Below are 21,454 nucleotides of genomic sequence, written 5' to 3'. Positions count from 1 at the left end.
CGCACTGGCATAAATCGGATTTTTGACCATGCAGTTTTTGAATACCTTTGATCTTTATCCATTCCTCGACACGGCGGTGAGCTTCACCGCCGCGTTTATCTTTGGCACGATGATCGGCGCCGAACGTCAATATCGCCAGAGAACTGCTGGATTGCGTACCAACGCGCTTGTTGCGCTGGGGGCAGCTGCTTTCGTTGATCTGGCTGCGCGTCTTGCAGGTAGCGCCGAGGCGTTGCGTGTTATCGCTTATGTCGTTTCTGGCGTCGGGTTTCTGGGCGCCGGCGTGATAATGAAAGAGGGCATGAACGTCCGTGGGCTGAACACAGCTGCGACGCTCTGGTGCTCAGCAGCCGTTGGTGCCTGCGCAGGCACAGACATGCTGGCGGAAGCTGCACTTCTGACCCTATACGTTTTGCTGGGAAATACGTTATTGCGACCGCTCGTTAATCTCATCAACCGTATTCCAATTGATGAGCAGGCGTTAGAGCAGACCTATGAGGTGCGTGTGATTGCGTCTCATCAGGCCATGGAAGAAATGCGCGAATTGCTAGTCGAGAAGCTGGACGAGGCGAAATACCCAGTCGGAGATGTCGAAATCACGGATCGTAACGCCGAGACTGTCGAAATTTTGGCAACCCTCGTCAGCACATCGATTGCCCCGGAGGAAATCGACGCCGTTACGCATTTCATGGAGAAGCAGCCCGGTGTGTTTTATGCAGGTTGGGAAGGCAGTTCGAAGAACTGACTATCGATCAATCCGCGTCGACAGAATGATAGAAGACATGGTGCGTTCGACACCTTCGAGCGCACCAATCTTATCGAGAACAATGTCCAGTTCCTGAATTGACGGCGCTTCGACCACGACAATCATATCGAAATGGCCGCTGACCGAGTGAAGCGTTCGGACAGCCATGATGCTGCGAAGTGCTGTTTCAACCTTTGGCGCGAACTTCGGCAACGCTGTCACCAGCACATGCGCACGCACCAGATCGCGTTCAAATTCAGGAGCGATTCGAACGGTATAGCCTTCGATTACACCGCGCTTTTCCAGCTTTTCCAGCCTGCTTTGTACGGTCGTGCGTGACACGCCGAGCCTTCTTGCAAGGTCGGCGGTTGAGGCGCGGGCGTTTTCGCGCAGCAGGGCTATAAGGGTCAGGTCAGCATTTGTCGTCATAATGCATATTAGATACGTCATATCGCACAAACAAACAACGTGAAATCGTCAGTTTAAATGCTTCTTTTCGCCGAAATTTGTGAGATTCTTTATTTATCGAAATTGCATTACCCAAACAGACTTATAGGGGAAAAGACATGAAAGAGATCGTTGTTGTAGGCGCGGGCAAAATTGGCGCGACCATTGCCGATCTTCTCGCTTCGACGGGTGATTATGCTGTGACGGTTGTTGACCGTTCGCAGGCACAGCTCGACGCGCTGGATACCGGTGCGGAAGTCAAGACACAGGCTCTCGACATTGCAGATGCTAAGGCTCTTGAAGCCGTTCTCACTGGCAAATTTGCAGTTCTGAGCGCTGCTCCATTCCAGCTCACCACACTGATCGCAGAAGCTGCAGCCAAGACTGGCGTGCATTACCTCGATCTTACCGAAGACGTGGCCAGCACCAAGCGCGTCATGGAATTGGCACAAGATGCAAAGACTGCATTCATTCCGCAATGTGGTCTGGCTCCAGGCTTCATCTCGATCGTTGCTTACGATCTCGCAAAGCGCTTTGACACGCTCGAAAACGTGCGTATGCGCGTTGGCGCTCTGCCGGAGTTCCCATCAAATGCTCTCAACTACAACCTAACCTGGAGCACAGATGGGCTGATCAATGAATATATCGAGCCATGTGAAGCCATCGTAAACGGCAAGCTGACCAAGGTCCCAGCTCTTGAAGAGCGTGAAGAATTCTCGCTCGACGGCGTAACCTATGAAGCATTCAACACTTCGGGCGGTCTCGGCACACTTTGCGACACGCTCGAAGGCAAAGTTCGCACGCTCAACTACCGCACGATCCGTTATCCAGGTCACGTAGCGCTGATGAAGGCACTGCTTAACGATCTTGGCCTGCGTCATCGTCGCGAAGTGCTCAAAGACATCTTTGAAAACGCTCTGCCAAGCACGCTTCAGGACGTTATCGTCATTTTCGTAACTGTTTCGGGTACCAAAAACGGCCGTCTGGTTCAGGAAACCTATGCGAACAAGGTTTATGCCAATCAGGTCGGCAAGATCGTTCGTTCGGGCATCCAGATCACGACAGCATCGGCAATCTGCGCCGTGCTCGACATGCTTGCTAAGGGCGAAATTGCACAGAAGGGCTTTGTTCGTCAGGAAGACATCACGCTTGATGCATTCCTCGCAAACCGCTTCGGCAAAGCCTATGCACAGGACGATCATTCGACGCGTCTCGTTGCCTGAAAGCACCGTTGAGGCCATATCAGACCCGTTGCGCTAAACGCGCAGCGGGTTATTTTGCGTTTTGATATGACCAAAGTTGCAATTGAATTTGTTCGGCTTTGCGGGCAATCCGAACTGTGGACTTCATAAAAAGCCCGTGTCTAACAAGTGGAATAGGGAAGCGATGTTTAAAACAATTTTGCTGGCCGGTCTGGCCTCCGTCGTCCTTGCCATGCCTGTGCAGGCAAAGGAATGGAAAGAAATCCGTATCGCCAGTGAAGGTGCTTATCCACCCTTCAATTATATGTCGCCAGACGGCAAGCTCGTTGGTTTCGACATCGACATTGCCAATGCAGTTTGCGAAGCAATGGAAGCAAAGTGCACAGTCGTTGCAAATGACTGGGATGGTATGATCCCCGGCTTGCAGGCAAACAAGTTTGATGCAGTCATTGCATCCATGGCCATTACGCCAGAGCGTGAGCAGCAGGTTGCTTTCTCAGAGCGCTATTACACGACGCCACTGGCAGTCGTTGTACCGAAAGACACCGACATCGCCTCGCTTGAGCCTTCAGCGTTCGATGGCAAGACTGTAGGCGCGCAGGCTGGCACAACGCAGGGCAACTATGCCGATGACGTTTATGGCAAAGCGGGCGCGGATGTGAAGCTTTATCCGACGGCTGACGAAGCTAATGCTGATCTTGAAAGTGGTCGCCTTGATGCTATTGCTGCTGACAAGTTCCTTGCTGCCGACTGGCTGAAGAAGCAGGGCGCTGATTGCTGCAAGTTCCTTGGCGATATTCCGGGTTCTGAAACCAAGATCGCTGTTGCTCTGCGTAAGGGTGACGATGATCTGCGTGAGCAGTTTAACGCTGCAATCAAAAAGATCCGTGACGACGGTACTTACGAGACAATCCGCAAGAAGTATTTCGACTTCGATATTTATTGATAGAATTTATGAGCGCCGCCAAATGTTTAACTTGAAACTGGCGGCGCTCAGTGCTTCATTCAATGCATAATATTGCGGGCGGGAAACCTGCAAAACAGAACCATAACAACGGTCAAGGGGAATATTATGTTGAAATCAATCCTGTTCGCAGGCGTGGCCTCCATTATCGCTGCACTTCCAGCGCAAGCCAAAGAATGGAAAGAAATCAAGATCGCAACTGAAGGTGCTTATCCGCCCTTCAATTTTGTTGCGGCTGATGGTTCTTTGCAGGGACTGGATGTTGATATCGCCAATGCGCTCTGCAAAGCGATGGAAGCCAAATGCACCATCATTGCCAATGACTGGGACGGCATGATTCCGGGTCTTCAGACCAATAAGTTTGATGCCGTTATCGCGTCGATGAGTGTGACGGAAGAACGCCAGAAGCAGGTATCCTTTACCGATAAATATTATTCCACACCACTGTCTGTTGCGGTTTCGAAAGACAGCCCGATTACAGCGCTCGATGCTGACGCTTTCAAAGGTAAATCAATAGGCGCGCAGGGATCAACCACACAGGGCACTTATGCGGAAGATGTCTATGGCAAAGCTGGAGCAGACGTAAAACTCTATCCAACAGCCGATGAAGCCAATGCCGATCTTAAAAGCGGTCGTCTTGATGCAGTGATTTCAGACAAGTTCCCGATTTCCGACTGGATCAAGGGTGACGGTGCTGATTGCTGTAAGCTGATTGGCGATGTGCCTGGCACACAAACAGATACAGCCATTGCACTGCGTAAGGACGACAACGACCTGCGTGAACAGTTCAACGCAGCTATCAAAAAAATTCGCGATGACGGCACCTATGCGACCATCGTGAAGAAATATTTCGACTTCGACATTTACTGATCGAAGATATGTGACTTGTAAAAGTCTCCACTCTTTGCTGTATGCGGGAGCGCGCTGAAAATCGATCAGCGCGCTCTTTCACTTCATGGAATTGGCGGGAATACCATGCAGAAACAAGACGTCATTGTATTGGGCGCGGGTATCGTTGGGGTTTCGGCTGCACTTCACCTGCAAGCGCGAGGGCGGTCGGTTACGCTGATTGATCGTGGTGAGCCGGGGCAGGGCACGAGTTTCGGTAATGCCGGTCTTATTGAGCGTTCAAGTGTCATTCCATATTCGTTTCCGCAAGGTTTCTGGACGCTGTTGCGTTACGGCCTGAATCGCCGTTCAGATGTGCGATATGACCCGTTTTATGTATCGCGAATGGCCCGCTGGCTGTTCCAATATTGGCGCGAATCTTCGCCAGAGCGCCTGAAAATTGCGACAAACGCTATGTTGCCATTGGTCGAAGCAAGTGTTCGCGAGCATGATGCGCTTATTGCCCAAGCTGGCTGCGAACGACTCGTACGTGCGCAGGGCTGGATCGAAGTTTTTCGCAACGAAGCAGCTTTCAACGCTGCCGTGCAACGCTTGCCGCAATTGCAGCAGTTTAATCTAGCCTATGATGTCCTGGATTCAGCGTCGCTGAAACAACGGGAAACGACGCTTGGCGATGTTGCGGGCGGGATTCACTGGCTTGACCCAAAAACAATCGTCAATCCGGGTGGTTTGGTTGAAGCTTACGCTGATCTTTTCCGCGCGAATGGGGGCACATTTGTTCATGGAGATGCAGCTTCACTCGTTGAAAATGGCGATGGCTGGCAGGTAACGACTGAAGAAGGCCCGATAATTGCGCGCGATGTGGTGGTGGCTCTCGGACCGCAATCCGGATTGATCTTCAAGAAGTTTGGTTACTCAATCCCGCTCGGTATCAAGCGTGGTCATCATATGCATTTTGAAATGCAGGATGATGTGCGGCTCGGTCATACGGTTGTTGATGAAGAAGCAGGCTATGTACTAGCGCCTATGGTGCAGGGTGTTCGACTTTCAACCGGCATAGAGTTCGCTTCACCCGATGCGCCTGCCAATTTCATTCAGCTTAAACGTGCTGAGAAAGTTGCACGACGTCTTTTGCCGCAACTGGGTACGCCTGTAGAATCCAAGCCATGGCTAGGTTTGCGCCCGTGCCTGCCGGATATGCGGCCGGTTATTGGACCTGCACCGCGCCATAAGGGACTATGGTTTGACTTTGGCCATGCTCATCATGGGTTGACGATTGGCCCGGCAAGCGGGCGTCTGCTTGCCGAATTGATGACTGGCGAGAATACATTTACTGATCCTGCACCATATTCCGCAAAACGGTTTCTCTAATCGCTTTCAATTTTCAGCGAGCGGCCTTGTCAGGCGCGGCACAGCGGGGGTAAGACTTTAGCCCCGTCAAATCCGCGTTCTGCGGGCAAATCGATCCGGAAAAATCTCGTGAAAATGAAACCTTTGGGCCGTACAGGCCTCAATGTTACCGAAATCTGTCTCGGCACCATGACCTGGGGCGTACAGAACACTGAAAACGACGCGCATCAGCAACTTGATTTCGCTGTCGACGCCGGCGTCAATTTTATCGATACCGCTGAAGGTTATGCTATTCCGATGAGCCCGGAAAGCTATGGCAAGACTGAAACCTACATCGGCAACTGGTTCAAGAAGTCTGGTAAGCGTGATCGCGTTATTCTCGCCAGCAAGATCGCCGGGGGCGGTCGCCAGGAGTGGATTCGTGGCGGTGCAAAGCCAAGCCGCGCAAGTGTTACTGTGGCAGTCAACGACAGCTTGAAGAGACTGCAGACCGATTACATCGACCTCTATCAGATTCACTGGCCATCGCGTCCGCATTATCATTTCGGTCAGGGCTGGGGTTTTGATCCCTCCCATGTTGACCCAAAGGCTGAACGTGAACAGATTCATGATGTTCTGCTCGGCCTTGAAGATGCGGTTCGCGCAGGCAAGATTCGTCACGTCGGTCTTTCCAACGAAACGGCTTGGGGTACGATGCAATGGCTGAAGATTGCTGAAGAGCACAATCTGCCACGTATGGCGTCTATCCAGAATGAATATGGTCTGCTGCAGCGTGAATTTGATCATGACATGGCAGAAGTATCGCTGTTTGAACAAGTTGGTTTGCTTGCCTATTCAACGCTTGCTGCAGGTGTTTTAACCGGCAAATATCTAGGCGGAAAAATCCCCGAAGGATCACGCGCTTCGGTGACAGATGGCGGCCTTTGGCGTGATAATTCCTATTCGGAACCGGCAATTCGCGCTTACATCGATATTGCTAAGAAGTATGGGCTCGATATTGCGCAGATGGCGATTGCGTTCTCGTCTTCGAGACCTTTCATGACATCTGTCATTATCGGCGCCACGTCTGTCGAACAGCTGAAGATCGACATTTCTGCAAGCGAAGTGACGCTTTCAGCAGAAGTGCTGGCAGACATTGAAAAAGTCTACCGCTCTCATCCGCGTCCTCTTTGATTAAAAACCAGCCAGCCACATATTTGTGGCTGGCTTTTATCCTTTAAGCTGTATCTCGTGCTTTACGTGCCATTCATCGATCGGCGTCTCGCTTGATGAACTCACGATCACCAGCCGGTCGAAGCGCAGCTTTCTACCTGAAAGCTTTTTGGCAAGCCGCTGCATTTCCGTTTGTTTCTGCGTTGTATCCTCAACACCATAAGCCAATGAGACATGCGGCATGAAGCTCTGCAAGCTGGCCTCGCCGGATATTTCAAGCGAATCTTGTTTCAGGCGCATCAGCGCCGGTGCTTTTTCAAGCGCTGCGTAGAAAGAGCGAAAATAGGCTTCGCTTCCCGTTACATCCTCAATCAAAAGTTCAAACGGTTTGCGGCCGATTGCAAGGCTTACCACCTGTGGAAGAAGCTCTTCTGCAGATCGATTCATATCCGGTACGAGCGTTGCGTGAGGCTCAAATATCGGTGAGTTAAATTGCCCGCTCAAATCCCGGACGATTTTCTCAAGAAAAACAAGATCATCATGCGCAGGGCGCAGCCAGATAGAATGATCGGACATTCAGGGTTTGCTTCCGTTAGAAGAATTTTCCGTTTTAAGCGGGCGCACGCTGCCTCGCAAAATAAGTGGAGTGTCGATCATCACCATCTGTGGCGGCTCGTTGGGTGCACTTTGTCGTTCATCGAGCATACGGATGATTTCAGCAGACAGGCGTTCGGCATTCTGGTCGAAGGTTGTGAGACGATATGCGCCCCAGCGTGCTTCGGTGACATTATCAAATCCGATAACCGACAGGTCTTCCGGAATTGAAAGATTAAAAACGTCGCGTGCGCAATCTATCAGCCCAAACGCCATCAGATCATTGACGCAAAATACTGCCTCAACACGGTCGCGCTCACTCAGAAGAAGCGACGCTGCAGCAAAGCCGCCATCGTAATCAGTCAGTTCTCCGCGCTGTACGCTAACATCCAGGCCTAAATTTTTAGCGCGAGCGACGTAGGCTTCTTCGCGTTCCAGCAGATTAGGGCTGCGAACATTTGATGTGACAAGCCCGAGCCTTTTCATGCCGCGCGCGGCAAACACATCGACAGCTGTTTCCGCCGCTTGTTTATTATTGATCCGGATATGGTCAGGACCATCTTCGTTACGGCCCACAACGATCAGCGTATGACCGTTGCGCTGGGCCAACTCGACAAACGACGATGACGGCATCCCAGACAGAACGACAGTCGCTTCGGCCCGATAACGAAGAAGCGTCTGGTGGGCCGCGGAGAGATTCTCGCCGTGCTGACCGGTTGGGATCAGCACCGGCACGCTGCCACGCGCCGTCAATCGACGTGATAGGGCCGCGATCTGGCGTGAGCGAAAAGGACTTGCCGGATCGGCTGCGATCATGCCGACGATCCGGCTACGCTTGGCAAGCAGACCGCGTGCAAGATCATTGACCTGATACCCGAGCTTTTCAGCTGCTTTCAGCACTTTCTCACGCGTTGAGGGGGATACGCTGGCTCCGGGCGTAAAGGTGCGAGAGACCGCCGAACGAGAGACGCCAGCCTCCACTGCAACTTCATGCGCGCTGATGAAACGCGGCTGGTTTTCGGGAAGCTCGTCCTGAAAACGATCTTTGTCGGCCATAGTTATCGACCCACTTTCGAGAGAACATCGGCGCGCAGAAAACGCTCGACCACGAACATGAACGCAATGGACGGCACCAGAAGGATTAACGCACTGATCGACGCTATCTGATAGTTGCCACCGGAGCTTGCTGTATAAAGCATCAGCGGCAATGTTGTAATGTCGGGCGCGCCCACAAAATATGTCCCGGTGAATTCATCAAGTGATTCAAGGAACACAAAGATAGCGCTGGCGAGCAGGCCGGGTGCGGCAATTGGCATTGTAATGTGGAAGAAGGTCTTCATGGCGGAAGCGCCCATGGAACGTGCGGCCTCTTCCAATTCGCGATCAATCGCGGAGAAAGCGGCTGTTGCAATCCACACCGCATAGACCAAGCCATGGGTCACATGAACCAGAACCACGCCGGTAATCGTGCCGTTTAAACGCAGCGAATAGAACATTTGCGCAATATTGACGTAGATCGGCAGATTCGGAAATGCCTGTGGGATCAGCAGGATAAGCAAGATCAACCCGCGAAATGGCAGTTTCAGCCGTGCCAGTGCATAGCCAGCCGGGATGGCAAGACCGAGAGAGACAACCACAGTAAGGCTTGCGATAACGACGCTTGTTCCAAGTGATGAAAGAGCGTTGCCGCGTGGCGAAAACACATTGGCCCAGAAGGAAAAGCCATACTGAATAGGCAGGGTATGCGGAAAATACCAGCGTTCAGCCACAGCCCAGAGAAGCAGATTGGCAAGTGGGCCGAAGATTGCAAAGGCCAGCAAACCAAGCAGAATTCCGCGCGGTATCCAGCGCCAGTCGAGTGCGGTGCTCATCAGCCGTGCTCCTTCATGGTTTGTCTGAGATAAATCCATGCAACCAGACTGGTCATCAGGAGCGATATCGTACCGAGCGCATTGGCAACGCCGTAATCGCCATAAGCATTGATGCGGAAAGCCATATTAGCGGTGATCATGGTTGGAGATTGAGCATTGATCATCAGCGGCACAGAAAGTACCGACATCATGGTGACGAAGCTGAGGATCAAGCCAACAAGCAAGGTGGGGCGCACTTGTGGAAGCACGATTTCGATCAAAATGCGCAGCCGTCCAGCACCGAGATTGCGCGCAGATTCAATCGTACTGCGATCAATCGATGCCATTGCCCCCGCAAGGAGTAATGTAACGAAGGGCGTCTGTTTCCAGACAAAGGCAATGACGATGCCGCGCCAGTCGAGAAAGCTCATTGCCTGAAGCGGCGTGAGAATGCCGCTTTCAATCAGAAGGCTGTTCATCAGGCCATTTTTAGCGAGAAACGTGCGCAATATCTGGCCGACCACAATGAATGGAATGAACAGCGGCCAACGATAGAGCCAGCGCAGCACGGTAACGGCACGCTGATTAGAGCCGAGCGTTAGATAGCCACCGATGGCGATTGCAAAAAGTGCGATCAGCGCAGAAGAAAGCGTCACGATCACAAGGGTGAACAGCATGTCGCTTGAATAAAGCTCGAAAGCCTTGGTGAAATTGCCGAAACCCCAGTCCTCACCAACATGAAATGCTCCGGTTATCGCGCCAAACAACGGCACGATGAACAGAAACAACACGATTGCCAATGCTGGCGCGACCAGCAGAAAACCCGTCATTCTCTGCGACATTGATATTCCCCGAATTTTTGATGTAGGGACCGGGTCCGTGTTTCACGCACCCGGTCTATGCTTTAGTGCAAGCTGATTAGTTGCCGACCTGACGCTCGTAAGCTTCGAGGATTGCAGTGTTGTATGGTGCAATCGGAAATGGCTTGCCGTAATTGGCCAGATCTTCCGGCGAGATATCGGTGAAGAGCTTGTTCCAGGTATCGGCATTTAGTTCTGCCTTGACGTGATCAGCATCAATGCCCGGATACCAGTTAAAGCGTTCAACGATGCCTTCAGCCTGAACTTTGGGGCTGGTTGCAAGTGCCACGAACTTTTCAGCAAGTTCCTTGTTGGCGCTCTTTTCTGGAATAACATAATGCATTGGCTGCCCCGGCATGCCCGGCGAAGGCAGAACAAGTTTCATTTCCGGCGGAAGCTGGCCATTGGCCTTCCATGAATAGAACATGTCAACCCAGACCGGACCCATGGCGATTTCACCGCGGCTCAGCATATCGAGCGTACCGGCATTGCCCGGTGTCAATGTTGCATTCGTCGTGAAGTCCTTGAGCGATGCAAAGGCCTTCTCCCAGTTCTTGGCTTCGCCTTCTTCAAACGGGCCTTTCATCAGCTTGTCGGCATCACCACCATAGGCATAAATCCAGCCCATGACGAAGCTCACGCCTGATGCGCCACCCTTGATGCCGTTATAGCCGAACTGCTTCGGGTTTTCCTTTGCCCATGTGACCAGCTCGTCATAGCTCTTTGGTGGATTTGCAACGAGAGCCGGGTTGTAGGCGAGGGCTGTCTGGCTGTTGAACATTGGCATGACATAGCCATCAACATTGGTGCCGAGCGCCATCTTCGCATTGTCGCGCGTGACGAGCTTGCCGCTGTCAATCTTGCTGCGATAGTTTTCGAGAAATTTCTTTTCGACCATCGGGCCTGCGAATTTCTCGTGAACGACAGCAACGTCTGCGTCCCACTTTTCAACGCCCGCCTTCGACTGCGCTTCAAAGCGTTCAAGAATCTTCTGTGAACCAGCGTCGCCTGGGCCGGTGCCAACAACACGAACTGTCGTGCCTGGATTTTCCTTCTCGAACAATGGGCCGAGATATTCGTTCACGTAATCGACCATGTTCTGATCACCTGCGGTCAGAACGGTCAATTCATTCGCTGCGGCGGGTGATGCCGTCAGGCCGAGGACAAGGGCTGTTTTCAGGATCGTCTTCATCGAATAATTCCTGCTTTTATATCCGCATGGCGGAAGATTTCGGCGGTTGGATAATTGGGTATCCGGTGAGGTGTGATCGGGAATTTTGTGCGGCTGCGGGCGGTTGAAGGCCCGCAATCCTCTTCTGAGCAGGCGAGCCTGCTAGTGATCGACTTGATGACAACTCCATACCCATGCACACCTGTGCATTGTGGAAATAGTTACCGATTGAGCCGATCAGGTCACTTGTCGAACAGGAAGAGAGCCTGTTCGGGAATGCGGATTTCAACCTGCGAACCGGGTTGATGGCTCTCTGTTGCATCAACCAGAAGATGCCTGCCGCCCACACTTATCATGTGCCGCCAAAGGCCACCTGGATAGCTCGTCTGATCGACGGTGCCCGTCAGGATAAGTTCAGGTTCTGTGCCAGAATTCGGAGCGCCAGGACTTGTAAGTTTTGCGGCTTCACTGCGGAAGCGTGCTGTTGCGATGCCATCGGACAGATTGCGACGGCCAGCCGGGATTGTGCTTGCCTTGTTTTGTGGCCCTGCGGCGATCTCGATGCGGTCTGCTTTAACACTGACAGGAAGCTCGATGAGGTTCTCAGCACCCATAAAGGCCGCAACGAAGTCAGATGCCGGATGATTATAAACTTCTTCTGGTGCGCCGGCCTGTGCCACTTCACCATTATTCAGGATCACGATGCGATCAGCCATAACCATGGCCTCTTCACGATCATGCGTTACATGCACCGCAGTGATGCCAAGGCGGCGCTGCAGAGCGCTGATTTCATGGCGCACCGACAGGCGAATGCGGGCGTCAAGGTTTGAAAGCGGCTCATCGAGCAGTAGAATGTCTGGCTCGATTGCCAATGCGCGACCGAGTGCTACGCGCTGACGCTGACCGCCGGAAAGTGCGGCTGGCTTGCGATCAAGCAGCGCATCAAGCCCTAGAAGACGTGCAACTTCCTGAACTTTCTGCCTGATGGTATCTTTCGCTGTACCGCGAATACGCAGGCCGTAGCCGATGTTTTGCGCAACCGTCATATGCGGCCAGAGCGCATAGGACTGGAACACCAGTGCCATGCCGCGCTTGTCAGGCGGCAATCGAGTGACGTCCTTGCCCCCAACGCGGATAGCTCCATCGCTGGGTGTATTGAATCCAGCAATCGCACGCAGCAAAGTGGTTTTGCCACAACCGGAAGAGCCGAGCAGCGCTACGAATTCACCCTTCTTCACCGAAAGGTCTACACCTTTAAGAATCTCATTATTGCCATAACGGACGCGTGCATCCGCTACCTCCAAAAACGCAGGCATATGCGTATCCTCCCCAGGATCGACGGCCGGTTTTATTTTTTCTGCACAGCCGTGCAATCGGGATTGAAGCATTTTTATTTTACCTCGACAAGCGACAAATTATAGTGCGCTGGAAAATAGCGAACGGTGTTTAGGCACCGCTCGTTATTATGGTTATCTATCGAGGATTTATAACAGCCATATGACTGATGCTGCGCAGCTGTGCAAAAACGTGGACAGCTTTGAAAAGCTGTCCACGCTGCACGCAAGCTGTTCCGACACGAAAGGAGACAGCTTACAATAAGGTTTCAGGCCGTTTCTGCCTCATGCCGCGTTTCTGCGCGTGCGGTTCGCCAGCTTGAGAACAGGAAAGCTGCAATGAAGATCACCGTCATCAGCAGAACAATTGTCGGTGCAGGGGCGCTGTCTATGAAGAACGACAGATACACGCCCATGAAGGATGAGAAGACAGCAACGATGACTGAAGCGATCATCATGCTGCTAAACCTGCGGGTGAGCAAAAAGGCGATGGCGCCCGGAGCAATCAGCATGGCTATTGCGAGAATGATTCCTACCGCTTTTAAGACACCTACAATGGTGAGCGAAATCAGGCACAGAAGCCCGTAATGCAGCAGCCGTACGGGCAAGCCGACTGCACGCGCCTGTGCGGGGTCGAATGCATGCAGCAGGAAATCGCGCCATTTGACGATGAGAACGCCCGCGGTCACAGCTGCGATAATCGCGGTCTCTATAAGGTCGCTTGCGCTGATACCGAGAATGTCGCCGAATAGGATGTGATCAAGATGCACATTCGCACGTACAGAAACATAGAGCACAAGCCCCAGCCCAAACATGCCGGAGAAGACGATACCCATGACAGTATCCTGCTTGATACGGCTGTTTTCCTTGAGAAAACCTGTGGTAAGTGCGCAGACCATACCTGCAACAAAAGCGCCGATACCAAAGGGCAGACCGACTATATAGGCAATCACAACACCCGGCAGCACCGCGTGGCTTATGGCATCACCCATCAGCGACCAACCCTTAAGCACCAGAAAACAGGAGAGCAGGGCGGTTGGAATGGCAATCAGCACGGACGCGATCAGCGCATAGATCATAAAGTCAAACTGAAAGGGCATCAGAAGCATGTCGGGAAAGCTCATAGCTCAACCTCCTGCAATGCTTTGGCTGCGCGCCTGCGAGCTGCAAGCATTCCATGCTTGGGTGCCAGAAAAAACACGGTGAGAAACACCAGCGTTTGAAGCACGACGATGATGCCGCCGGTTGCGCCATCCATGAAGTAACTAACATAAGCGCCGATGAAGCTGGTTAGCGCGCCAATTAGTACAGCAATCCACAAAAGCCGCGAAAAGCGATCTGTGAGCAGATATGCAGTCGCGCCGGGGGTGACGACCATGCAGATGACCAGAAACGCGCCTACGGTCTGCATGGCAGCAACAGTGCTTGCCGAAAGCAGAGTGAAGAACATGATCTTCAACGCCGTTGGTTTTAATCCAATGGAACGTGCATGACTTTCATCGAAAAACACCACCATCAGATCTTTCCATTTCAGCAAAAGCAGCGCGAGCGAAACGAACCCTATGATCGCGAGTTGTATAATATCGCCCGGCGTTATCGCCAGAATATTGCCAAGCACGATGGTCTGGATACTGATCGAGGTTGGCCGCAATGAAATCATAAACAGTCCAAGGCCGAAGAAAGCTGTGAAAATCAGGCCAATGATTGCATCTTCTTTGAGTTTGGTTCGCTGATTAAGAAACAGCATTGCTGCAGCAGCCAACCCACCGGAAAAGAACGCGCCGATGGAAAAGGGCAGGCCGAGCATATAGGCGCCAGCAACACCGGGAACGATGGAATGGGAGAGGGCATCGCCGATAAGCGACCAGCCTTTGAGCATCAGATAGGCGGAAAGAAACGCACAAACACCGCCGACAAGCGCTGAAACCCACATAGCATTGAGCATATAGCCGTAAGCAAACGGTTCGAGCAGGAGAGCCATCAGTTCTGCCCTTGCTGCTTATGTTCATAGAGCACGAAAGGCCGCTCATCATCGGTAATGACACCGATGGCTGAGCGATTCTGCTTCGTTTTCTCATCGAGAATAAGGTGCCGTAGCACCCCGCCAAAAGTCTTTTCGAGATTGGCCTGGGTGAAAATTTCCTCCGTTGGACCATAAGCCAGCACGGTATTCTTGACGAGAACTGTCCGGTCGCAAAACTCAGGTACGCTGCCAAGATTATGCGTGGAAACAAGCATCACGCGGCCTTCATCGCGAAGCCCACGCAGAAGCGTGATAATCGCTTCCTCGGTCTTTACATCAACACCGGTAAAAGGCTCATCGAGAAGAATGACATGTGCATCCTGAGCAAGTGCGCGAGCAAGAAAAACACGCTTCTTTTGACCGCCAGACAGCTCGCCGATTTGCCGCTTGCGAAAATCGAGCATGTTGACGCGGCTCAGTGCCTTTTCGACCGCTTCGTGATCGGCACGGCGGGGAATGCGCATCATGCCCATATGCCCGTATCGACCCATCATGACGACATCTTCGACCAGAACGGGAAAGTTCCAATCAACCTCTTCACTTTGCGGCACATAGGCGACAAGGTTCTGCTTGAGCGCCTGTTTGACCGGCAAGCCGAGGATGGAAATGTCACCCTTTGCCAAACGGACAAAACCCATGATGGCCTTGAATAAGGTCGACTTGCCTGAGCCATTCACGCCAACCAGTGCCGTAATCGTGCCGGTAGGGATTTCAAAACTGGCATTGCGTAAAGCCGTGTGACCATTGCGATAGGTCACAGTCGCGTCTTTCACCTTCAATCCTTCAGCCGCGCTATTTCTAAGCGCGGCCTGATCCTGAAAATGACGATTTATCGGAACGTTCATTGTTTGAGGCCTTTTGCGATCGTGTCCGAAGTTACTTTCAGAAGGTCGATATAGGTAGGCACTGGTCCGTCAGCCTCGGAAAGAGAATCGACATACAGCACACCGCCGTATTTCGCGCCGGTTTCGCGCGCAACCTGCTCTGCCGGTGCTGCCGATACCGTACTTTCAGAAAAAACAGCCGTGATGTTATTTGCACGAACCGCATCAATCACCTTACGCACCTGCTGTGGCGTGCCTTGTTGGTCCGCATTAATCGGCCAGAGGTAAAGCTCCTTTAAATCGAAATCACGAGCGAGATAGGAGAACGCGCCTTCGCTGGTAACGAGCCAGCGCTTGTCAGCTGGTATAGCCGTAAATTCGGCTCTGATGGGATCGATTGTCGCCTTTATCTCGGCCTTATACTTCTCAGCATTGGCTTTGTAGGCTTCGGCATTACCAGGGTCATATTTGACGAATGCATCACGAATATTATCGACATAGATGAGGGCCGAAGTTGGCGACATCCATGCATGCGGGTTGGGTTTGCCACTATAAGGGCCTTCCGTGATACCCATAGGCACAACGCCGTCACTTACCACCGCGCTTGGAACATTCTTAAGTCGCGAGAAGAATTTTTCAAACCACAGTTCGAGATTAAGCCCATTCCAGAGGACGAGATCCGCACCCTGCGCCTTGATAAGATCGCCGGGTGTTGGCTGATACTCATGGATTTCGGCACCGGGCTTGGTGATCGATTCAACAGTGGCGGCATCACCGGCAACATTCCGGGCAATATCTGCAATAACCGTAAATGTAGTTACAGCTTTGAATTTTTCTGCAGCATAAACGGTACCTGTTGCCAGCAGCATTGCGAATCCAGCAACAAAAGCTTTTGCCAAACCACGTCTAGTCGGTCGATACATCACCTTCTCCTTAATGCGAATAATTAGCAATTGCATAATGCAGAAGAATACCCACCTCAAGCGCTTTTGCAAATCATTTGCAATTAGATGGGGCAATATTATTGTTAGATATAAATTTAACCCATTCTTTCATACACGCATAAATTGTATTTCTGTTTTTTGCGTGTAAATTCCTGTTTCAGAACAGAGATGATTGCGGTGTCGTTCGTTGCACGAATTTTCACCTAGTGCCCAAACGCAATTTTGATGGATTAACGCTGCCGCGTTTCTCAGAATTATTAGTATTTTTTATCTTTCTGGAGTGGGACAGAATGCCTTATAACAAAGAAAAAAGTCGAGAAAATAACGAAATTTTTCAGGGAGAAAGCCATAAGAATGAGGAAAAGAACTGGGTAGAACCAGGCAACTTGGGCAAAAGTTTTTTCTCTTATGGCGTCCAGCAACCAGGGGTAAGACGATATGTGTCGAAATATGCACTGATAATAATTTTGCTCGAATCCGTTCGCAATTTAAAGTGGAAAGTTACAGACAATCACGAACTTACTGCGAACTGCATCGCGGGGACTATTTTTTTTGTCCCAGCCGAAACGGAAATGACGTTTTCATGGCCAAATTCTGTGGAGTATCTACTGGTAACTATTCCTGAAACGAACCACTCTATAAGCGATCTTGCGAAGGTAAGCGCAGAATCGGTGAAAACACGCGGAGAGATCGTTAGCTTTTCCAGCAAACAGTGTTTGCAGATCAGTCAGCTTGTCGTGGGCTGCTTAAGAGACGCGCATGACAGCGACGAAAGCTATTTGAGCGCTCTACACTCCGTAGTGATTCACATACTGTTACGTAGTGACGGCTTTGTAGGTAAGCCCGGTCCCAGTCTTGTGGGCCTTAGCGCATATGCGACCCGGCAAATCGAATCCTATCTGGCGGAGAATTTCAACCGCCCACTTTCCGTTCCAGATATGGCGGTAACGCTTGGGATATCCGCCGGTCACTTTGCAACCTGCTTTCGGGAAAGCTTTGGCCAGACGCCTCATCAGTATCTGATGAATTTGCGCCTGAATGAGGCGGAGCGATTGCTAAAAGAAACGGAAATACCGATCAATGCGATCGCTGCCCAGTTAAGCTTCTCCAGCCAAAGCCATCTTACGACAGCGTTGCGAAAGTACCGTCAATTGACGCCTGGCGAAATCCGACGCCGAGGATCGCGCCAAAGAAGCAATCCACCGGATAAAGCATGAAACAGAACTGAAGAGCGGTCGGACTAGCTAGCAGTCGGTGTCGATCCTCGTTTCAGCCATTTACGCCAAATGTGAATTTCGCTTTTTCGACGCCAACGCCGCACACGATGTGAGTCATGCGAAAGTACGATCAATCCCAGAGGCAACATCCAGAAGCCGAGCACTGGGAGAAAACCTAATGCGCCGCCGACGACCAATGAACCGCCAAGTGTTCGCCGCATGAGCACTGATTGCGGCATTGGGATTCGCTTTCCAAGAATCACAATTGCGCGTTTTCGTGGTGTAGGTTCGTATTCTTCGGTCACTCGGTCTTTCTCACAGCTTAGGGACAGCAACTTTTCGGTTGGAAACGTACCAGAGAATATAGGGTTTCATGATCAGAATGCAAAAAATTGAAAAAAAACAAAATTAGGGCTTGGCAAATCAGAAATCCTCCTGCTATACGCCACCTCGCTGACGCAACGAGCACCTCTTCCCCGGTAGCTCAGTGGTAGAGCAACCGGCTGTTAACCGGTTGGTCGCTGGTTCGAATCCGGCCCGGGGAGCCACTTACTTCTAAGTGATTTAAGAAATTAAACTTCTTGCTCGTACGATAGAACTTCCAGAATTGAGCAGCTAGATCAGGCTAACAATCCTTTCCAATTATAAAAGATACTTCTTTCTGAGGTTGGAGTGGAAAAGATTTTTCCGACTTTGTGAATCATTTTAATTGTTCGGAACCAGTTTGGCCGTCATGCATTTTAGTTTCTGTCCTTATAGGAGAGAAATATGCTGACCGCCGGTGTGATGTGGCTTTTTGGCGTTCCCTTTATCGTCGTGATTCTTATCTATTTTCTTGTGCTTCGAAAGCGCTAGATCGATGCGCAATATCAAAATCATCAATGATTTCGGTAGGTTGAAAACAGAACGTGATGACGCTCCGTTCGTTTTTTTGATTACTGTCCCCAATATCGTCAAGTCTCGTGAATGGAGGAAGACATGAAGCTTTCTGTGATTTCGCTGGCCGCTGCTATGGCAATGTTTTCATTCGGTGCAAATGCTGCACCGGTATCAATGCCGGAGCCAACCAACCAAACGGGTTTGACCCATAATGTTGATTATCGCTGCGGACCAGGGCGCGTAACGGACCGTCGAGGCCGCTGTGTACGTGTTCGCCGACATGCGCCGCCTCCGCCCCGTTGGCATCGTGACAGGCCATCCCGTGACTGGAGAGGCGGACATCACCACCGCTCCGACCGACATTATCGCGGTAGAGATAACCGTCACTTCTGGCCAAAGAAGCGAGAATCTCACAACTAAAAGCTTGTGAGTTCTGAATCATCGAAAAGCCCTGTCAGCTCATCTGCGGACAGGGCTTTTTCCTATTCTTGACTTGATCACAGATCACGCCATTAATGGGGCAGGCTCAACTAGGTAGATGTTATGAAAAGAACACTTCTTGCCGCCATAATTTTTGTATCTGCAGGACCAGCACTGGCAGACAAAATCTACGACAAATGCATCAATCAATCCGACGGCAGCAATAGCGCATGGTCGCAGTGTGGCGGCGACTGGCTGAAACGCGCCGATGGCAAGCTAAACACAGCTTGGAAAAAAGTTTATGGCCAAGCCGATGGACAAACCAAAACCGATTTGCTGGCAGAACAGCGACTTTGGAATAGCTACAAAGAATCGTCCTGCAATTTTTACGCAAATGGTGACTGGGGCAGGGAAGGACAGGTTCTTAGCTATCCCAGCTGTCGAGCTAGCGTGATTGAAGCCCGCACGAAGCAATTGCAGGAATACAGTTCCTCCATATCCGGTAACTAGAACGAGGATAAGATGCCCTGTCGACGCTTTGGCGTGCGACGGGGGAGCTGTCCTAAGGGGCGATCTGGATAGGCTTTAAGGTTTTTTGGCGCCTGCAATGGATCGATGATTGGCAACGCCGCTCGCGATCCTTGCTGGTGTAAATAAAGCGCCGCTGTCAAGTAAGCGTCTTCCAGGGCGCCATGGCGGGTCCTCACACGCGATAAACCTACTCTCGAAAGACAATCATCCAATCTGGCAGATTTGCCTCTCCAGAGCTTCCGGGCGCCGTCCATTGTGCAATGAACCGGCTAAGTCAGCATTTCCACTTCAGCCTTACGAAACTCGCGCTGAATGTAGCGCATATCGAACTCGGCATTATGGGCAACGATTTCGTCAGCCCACGAAAACCAATCACGCAAAGATCTGGCCAGATCAGCAAACAAATCCTGATAACGCGTCATCCAATTGTCGAAACCGTGAACCGCTTCAGCTTGCGGTGAGCTGTCCTTTCGAGGATCAAAAATCAGATATAGCGGCTGATTTAGCAACTCATCACCTTCGATTCTCACGGCACCAATTGTGATAATCCGGTCATATGGCAGGAGGCCTGTGGTTTCAGTATCGAAAACAATAATCTTCTTCTTACGTGTGCTAATTGCTGGATGTGAAATATCTGCCATGTCATGCCCTGTGCTTCTGGTGCGGAGGTAAGCACACTTCTTGCGCATGTTGAAGATTTTTAGTGCAGGGAAAGTAACCAAAAGACTTGCTTAAATATGGCGCTAAGACCGGTATATGATATGAGTGTCTTGTTTAGGTGTTACTCCTTGAAACATGGAAAACCTGCAAGATTCGGATGCGAATGCAATCATGGAAGCCGCGTTATCCAGTTGAACTGCCCATTCACTGCCAAAATCTTTCGAACCACACGAATTATGCAAGATCCCACGCTTTGGTGATTGCCTTGCATCAACAGCAAAGGAGCTTCTGGCCATCACTGGTAGGTTGCCGCGCGAAGCGCGCTACCTATCTGATATGCAAAAGTGGCTGCTCAGTCAGGCAACATTCGCAGTGCATTTCGAGCACGCAACCAATCCTGAAAATCCACCGATTTCACCCACAAACCTGCTCAATTTTCTGAAAGGGACGCCTATCGCCAGTAAAAACACCACGCTGGCATTTCTTCAGGAGACCCGCCAATATAAGCTGATTGAGGCTGTACCCACGTCAGATAAGCGACAGCAGCTTTACCGAGCCAAACCTGAAACAGAAGAATTGATCCGCTTTTGGGTGATAACGCATCTCACCGCGCTGGATCTGGTAGATGATGGAAACCGGGTCGAGCTGATGAACACTTATCCTTCTCTTCTCAGCTACGTTCAACCAATTATGACGAGGGAAGTTCTGCACAACAGTGATTGGTGCAGGCCAGTAGCTAGCATTGCCAATTTTACGCATGCGGAATCAGGAAACAACATTCTCCACGACGTTGCATCTCGCGCACCGTGGGAGTTTTCAGAAGATCGCATATGGGTAGGGAACGTCACATCAAACGGCATTTCTAATCGTTATCGCATGTCCCAAAGCAACACTGCGAGAATTCTTGCGCGTGCACGAGACGCGGGATTGATAGGATGGGAACGGCCCGCCAATCGCGGCGCTTGCTGGATATCTGCAACGCTGGTCAACGATTATCGTAATTGGCAGTCATTAAAATTCTCGGCCATTTCGAAAGCGATGCAAATGGCTGTTACTGCATTGGGTATCAATATTTAAGTCTAACAAAAAACGGTTGGATTACTACGTCCAACCGCTCTTGGACAATCCGATTGAGTATTAAAATGCGATATGATCTGTTTCTTTCGACTTTTTGCTTGAATGCCTTGGAAATTGGTCTTGTATCCACCCGAAGATACAAATGAAACGCATCACAGATCTTCAATATTCGCTATCGTCGTGATTATTAATAAGCCATTCAAAATAGAACATCTGAATACTACGGAAAAGTCGGGCGCACGTAATTATGCTCATTCGGAAATTAGCCGTTAGAGAGCACACGTTTCTCGATGCTTCCAGTGTTAGCAGTGTTATCGCAAACCATCCTTTTTGGAAATTTGGCGATATTTCCAAACTCGAT

21 protein-coding genes, 1 tRNA gene and 1 pseudogene are annotated in these 21,454 nt (G+C 51.0%); 10 read left to right on the top strand and 13 right to left on the bottom strand.

The window, feature by feature from the left end; genetic code table 11:
* Positions 1–28: 28 nt before the first annotated feature.
* Positions 29–745 (top strand): MgtC/SapB family protein, encoded by a 717-nt coding sequence (locus tag RT142_RS06775; protein ID WP_105519603.1) that lies wholly within the window; start codon positions 29–31, stop codon positions 743–745.
* Here the strand turns inward: RT142_RS06775 and RT142_RS06770 are convergent, their stop codons facing one another.
* Positions 746–1,174, bottom strand: coding sequence for an Lrp/AsnC family transcriptional regulator (locus tag RT142_RS06770; protein WP_039860826.1), 429 nt, complete (start codon positions 1,172–1,174; stop codon positions 746–748).
* Between the two features lie 137 nt (positions 1,175–1,311).
* On the opposite strand from RT142_RS06770, the gene RT142_RS06765 reads away from it, so the two are divergent.
* The 5 genes from RT142_RS06765 to RT142_RS06745 all read left to right on the top strand — a co-directional run bounded on the left by RT142_RS06765 (position 1,312) and on the right by RT142_RS06745 (position 6,730).
* On the top strand, positions 1,312–2,415 hold the full coding sequence (locus RT142_RS06765; protein WP_007879351.1) for a saccharopine dehydrogenase family protein: 1,104 nt from the start codon (positions 1,312–1,314) through the stop codon (positions 2,413–2,415).
* Between the two features lie 163 nt (positions 2,416–2,578).
* Positions 2,579–3,340 (top strand): ABC transporter substrate-binding protein, encoded by a 762-nt coding sequence (locus tag RT142_RS06760; protein WP_105519602.1) that lies wholly within the window; start codon positions 2,579–2,581, stop codon positions 3,338–3,340.
* 126 nt (positions 3,341–3,466) lie between these two features.
* Entirely contained in the window at positions 3,467–4,228 is a 762-nt protein-coding gene (locus RT142_RS06755; protein WP_313028061.1) for an ABC transporter substrate-binding protein, read from the top strand.
* 105 nt (positions 4,229–4,333) lie between these two features.
* Positions 4,334–5,578, top strand: coding sequence for an NAD(P)/FAD-dependent oxidoreductase (locus tag RT142_RS06750; protein ID WP_064321769.1), 1,245 nt, complete (start codon positions 4,334–4,336; stop codon positions 5,576–5,578).
* A 114-nt stretch (positions 5,579–5,692) separates the two neighbouring features.
* Positions 5,693–6,730 (top strand): aldo/keto reductase, encoded by a 1,038-nt coding sequence (locus RT142_RS06745; protein WP_112806693.1) that lies wholly within the window; start codon positions 5,693–5,695, stop codon positions 6,728–6,730.
* Positions 6,731–6,766: 36 nt separating this feature from the next.
* Here RT142_RS06745 and RT142_RS06740 read toward each other — a convergent pair whose 3' ends face one another.
* The 10 genes from RT142_RS06740 to RT142_RS06695 all read right to left on the bottom strand — a co-directional run bounded on the left by RT142_RS06740 (position 6,767) and on the right by RT142_RS06695 (position 16,288).
* On the bottom strand, positions 6,767–7,285 hold the full coding sequence (locus tag RT142_RS06740; protein WP_105519600.1) for a 2'-5' RNA ligase family protein: 519 nt from the start codon (positions 7,283–7,285) through the stop codon (positions 6,767–6,769).
* On the bottom strand, positions 7,286–8,359 hold the full coding sequence (locus RT142_RS06735; protein WP_112806691.1) for a LacI family DNA-binding transcriptional regulator: 1,074 nt from the start codon (positions 8,357–8,359) through the stop codon (positions 7,286–7,288).
* Positions 8,360–8,361: 2 nt separating this feature from the next.
* Positions 8,362–9,174 (bottom strand): ABC transporter permease, encoded by an 813-nt coding sequence (locus RT142_RS06730; protein WP_007879337.1) that lies wholly within the window; start codon positions 9,172–9,174, stop codon positions 8,362–8,364.
* On the bottom strand, positions 9,174–9,995 hold the full coding sequence (locus tag RT142_RS06725; protein WP_079213790.1) for an ABC transporter permease: 822 nt from the start codon (positions 9,993–9,995) through the stop codon (positions 9,174–9,176). The genes RT142_RS06730 and RT142_RS06725 overlap by 1 nt, the downstream gene beginning before the upstream one ends.
* Positions 9,996–10,071: 76 nt before the next feature.
* Positions 10,072–11,205: an extracellular solute-binding protein gene (locus RT142_RS06720; RefSeq protein ID WP_112806689.1), complete on the bottom strand. Its 1,134-nt coding sequence runs from the start codon at positions 11,203–11,205 to the stop codon at positions 10,072–10,074.
* A 221-nt stretch (positions 11,206–11,426) separates the two neighbouring features.
* Positions 11,427–12,500 (bottom strand): ABC transporter ATP-binding protein, encoded by a 1,074-nt coding sequence (locus tag RT142_RS06715; RefSeq protein ID WP_064321763.1) that lies wholly within the window; start codon positions 12,498–12,500, stop codon positions 11,427–11,429.
* Between the two features lie 287 nt (positions 12,501–12,787).
* The gene (locus RT142_RS06710) at positions 12,788–13,642 is read right to left on the bottom strand and encodes a metal ABC transporter permease (RefSeq protein WP_112806687.1); all 855 of its coding nucleotides are present in this window, start codon (positions 13,640–13,642) and stop codon (positions 12,788–12,790) included.
* Positions 13,639–14,499, bottom strand: a complete 861-nt coding sequence (locus RT142_RS06705) for a metal ABC transporter permease (protein WP_112806685.1) — start codon at positions 14,497–14,499, stop codon at positions 13,639–13,641. Before RT142_RS06705 ends, RT142_RS06710 begins: the two co-directional genes overlap by 4 nt.
* A complete protein-coding gene (locus tag RT142_RS06700) occupies positions 14,499–15,386 on the bottom strand; it encodes a manganese/iron ABC transporter ATP-binding protein (protein ID WP_313028058.1) in 888 nt (295 codons plus the stop codon). Before RT142_RS06700 ends, RT142_RS06705 begins: the two co-directional genes overlap by 1 nt.
* The gene (locus tag RT142_RS06695) at positions 15,383–16,288 is read right to left on the bottom strand and encodes a metal ABC transporter substrate-binding protein (RefSeq protein ID WP_079213793.1); all 906 of its coding nucleotides are present in this window, start codon (positions 16,286–16,288) and stop codon (positions 15,383–15,385) included. The genes RT142_RS06700 and RT142_RS06695 overlap by 4 nt, the downstream gene beginning before the upstream one ends.
* A gap of 227 nt (positions 16,289–16,515) precedes the next feature.
* Here RT142_RS06695 and RT142_RS06690 point away from each other — a divergent pair, with 227 nt between their 5' ends.
* Positions 16,516–17,526, top strand: coding sequence for a helix-turn-helix domain-containing protein (locus tag RT142_RS06690; protein ID WP_235820895.1), 1,011 nt, complete (start codon positions 16,516–16,518; stop codon positions 17,524–17,526).
* A gap of 23 nt (positions 17,527–17,549) precedes the next feature.
* On the opposite strand, the gene RT142_RS06685 is transcribed toward RT142_RS06690, so the two are convergent.
* Positions 17,550–17,831 (bottom strand): hypothetical protein, encoded by a 282-nt coding sequence (locus RT142_RS06685; RefSeq protein WP_039860816.1) that lies wholly within the window; start codon positions 17,829–17,831, stop codon positions 17,550–17,552.
* 168 nt (positions 17,832–17,999) lie between these two features.
* On the opposite strand from RT142_RS06685, the gene RT142_RS06680 reads away from it, so the two are divergent.
* Together RT142_RS06680 and RT142_RS06675 are read left to right on the top strand one after the other, a co-directional pair.
* A tRNA-Asn gene (locus tag RT142_RS06680) sits at positions 18,000–18,074 on the top strand.
* 874 nt (positions 18,075–18,948) lie between these two features.
* Positions 18,949–19,335: a lysozyme inhibitor LprI family protein gene (locus tag RT142_RS06675; protein ID WP_007879308.1), complete on the top strand. Its 387-nt coding sequence runs from the start codon at positions 18,949–18,951 to the stop codon at positions 19,333–19,335.
* On the opposite strand, the pseudogene RT142_RS06670 reads toward RT142_RS06675, so the two are convergent.
* Positions 19,332–19,997, bottom strand: a pseudogene (locus tag RT142_RS06670) (exonuclease domain-containing protein). The gene RT142_RS06675 and the pseudogene RT142_RS06670 overlap by 4 nt on opposite strands.
* A 325-nt stretch (positions 19,998–20,322) precedes the next feature.
* On the opposite strand from RT142_RS06670, the gene RT142_RS06665 reads away from it, so the two are divergent.
* Entirely contained in the window at positions 20,323–21,093 is a 771-nt protein-coding gene (locus RT142_RS06665) for a hypothetical protein (protein WP_313028053.1), read from the top strand.
* Positions 21,094–21,454 lie beyond the last annotated feature (361 nt).

It is taken from the genome of Brucella sp., from assembly GCF_032066345.1.
In the GTDB taxonomy this organism is placed as follows: Bacteria; Pseudomonadota; Alphaproteobacteria; order Rhizobiales; family Rhizobiaceae; genus Brucella; species Brucella pseudogrignonensis.
Note: the sequence above shows the minus strand (reverse complement) of the source record. Positions and strands in the feature narration are given on the sequence as shown.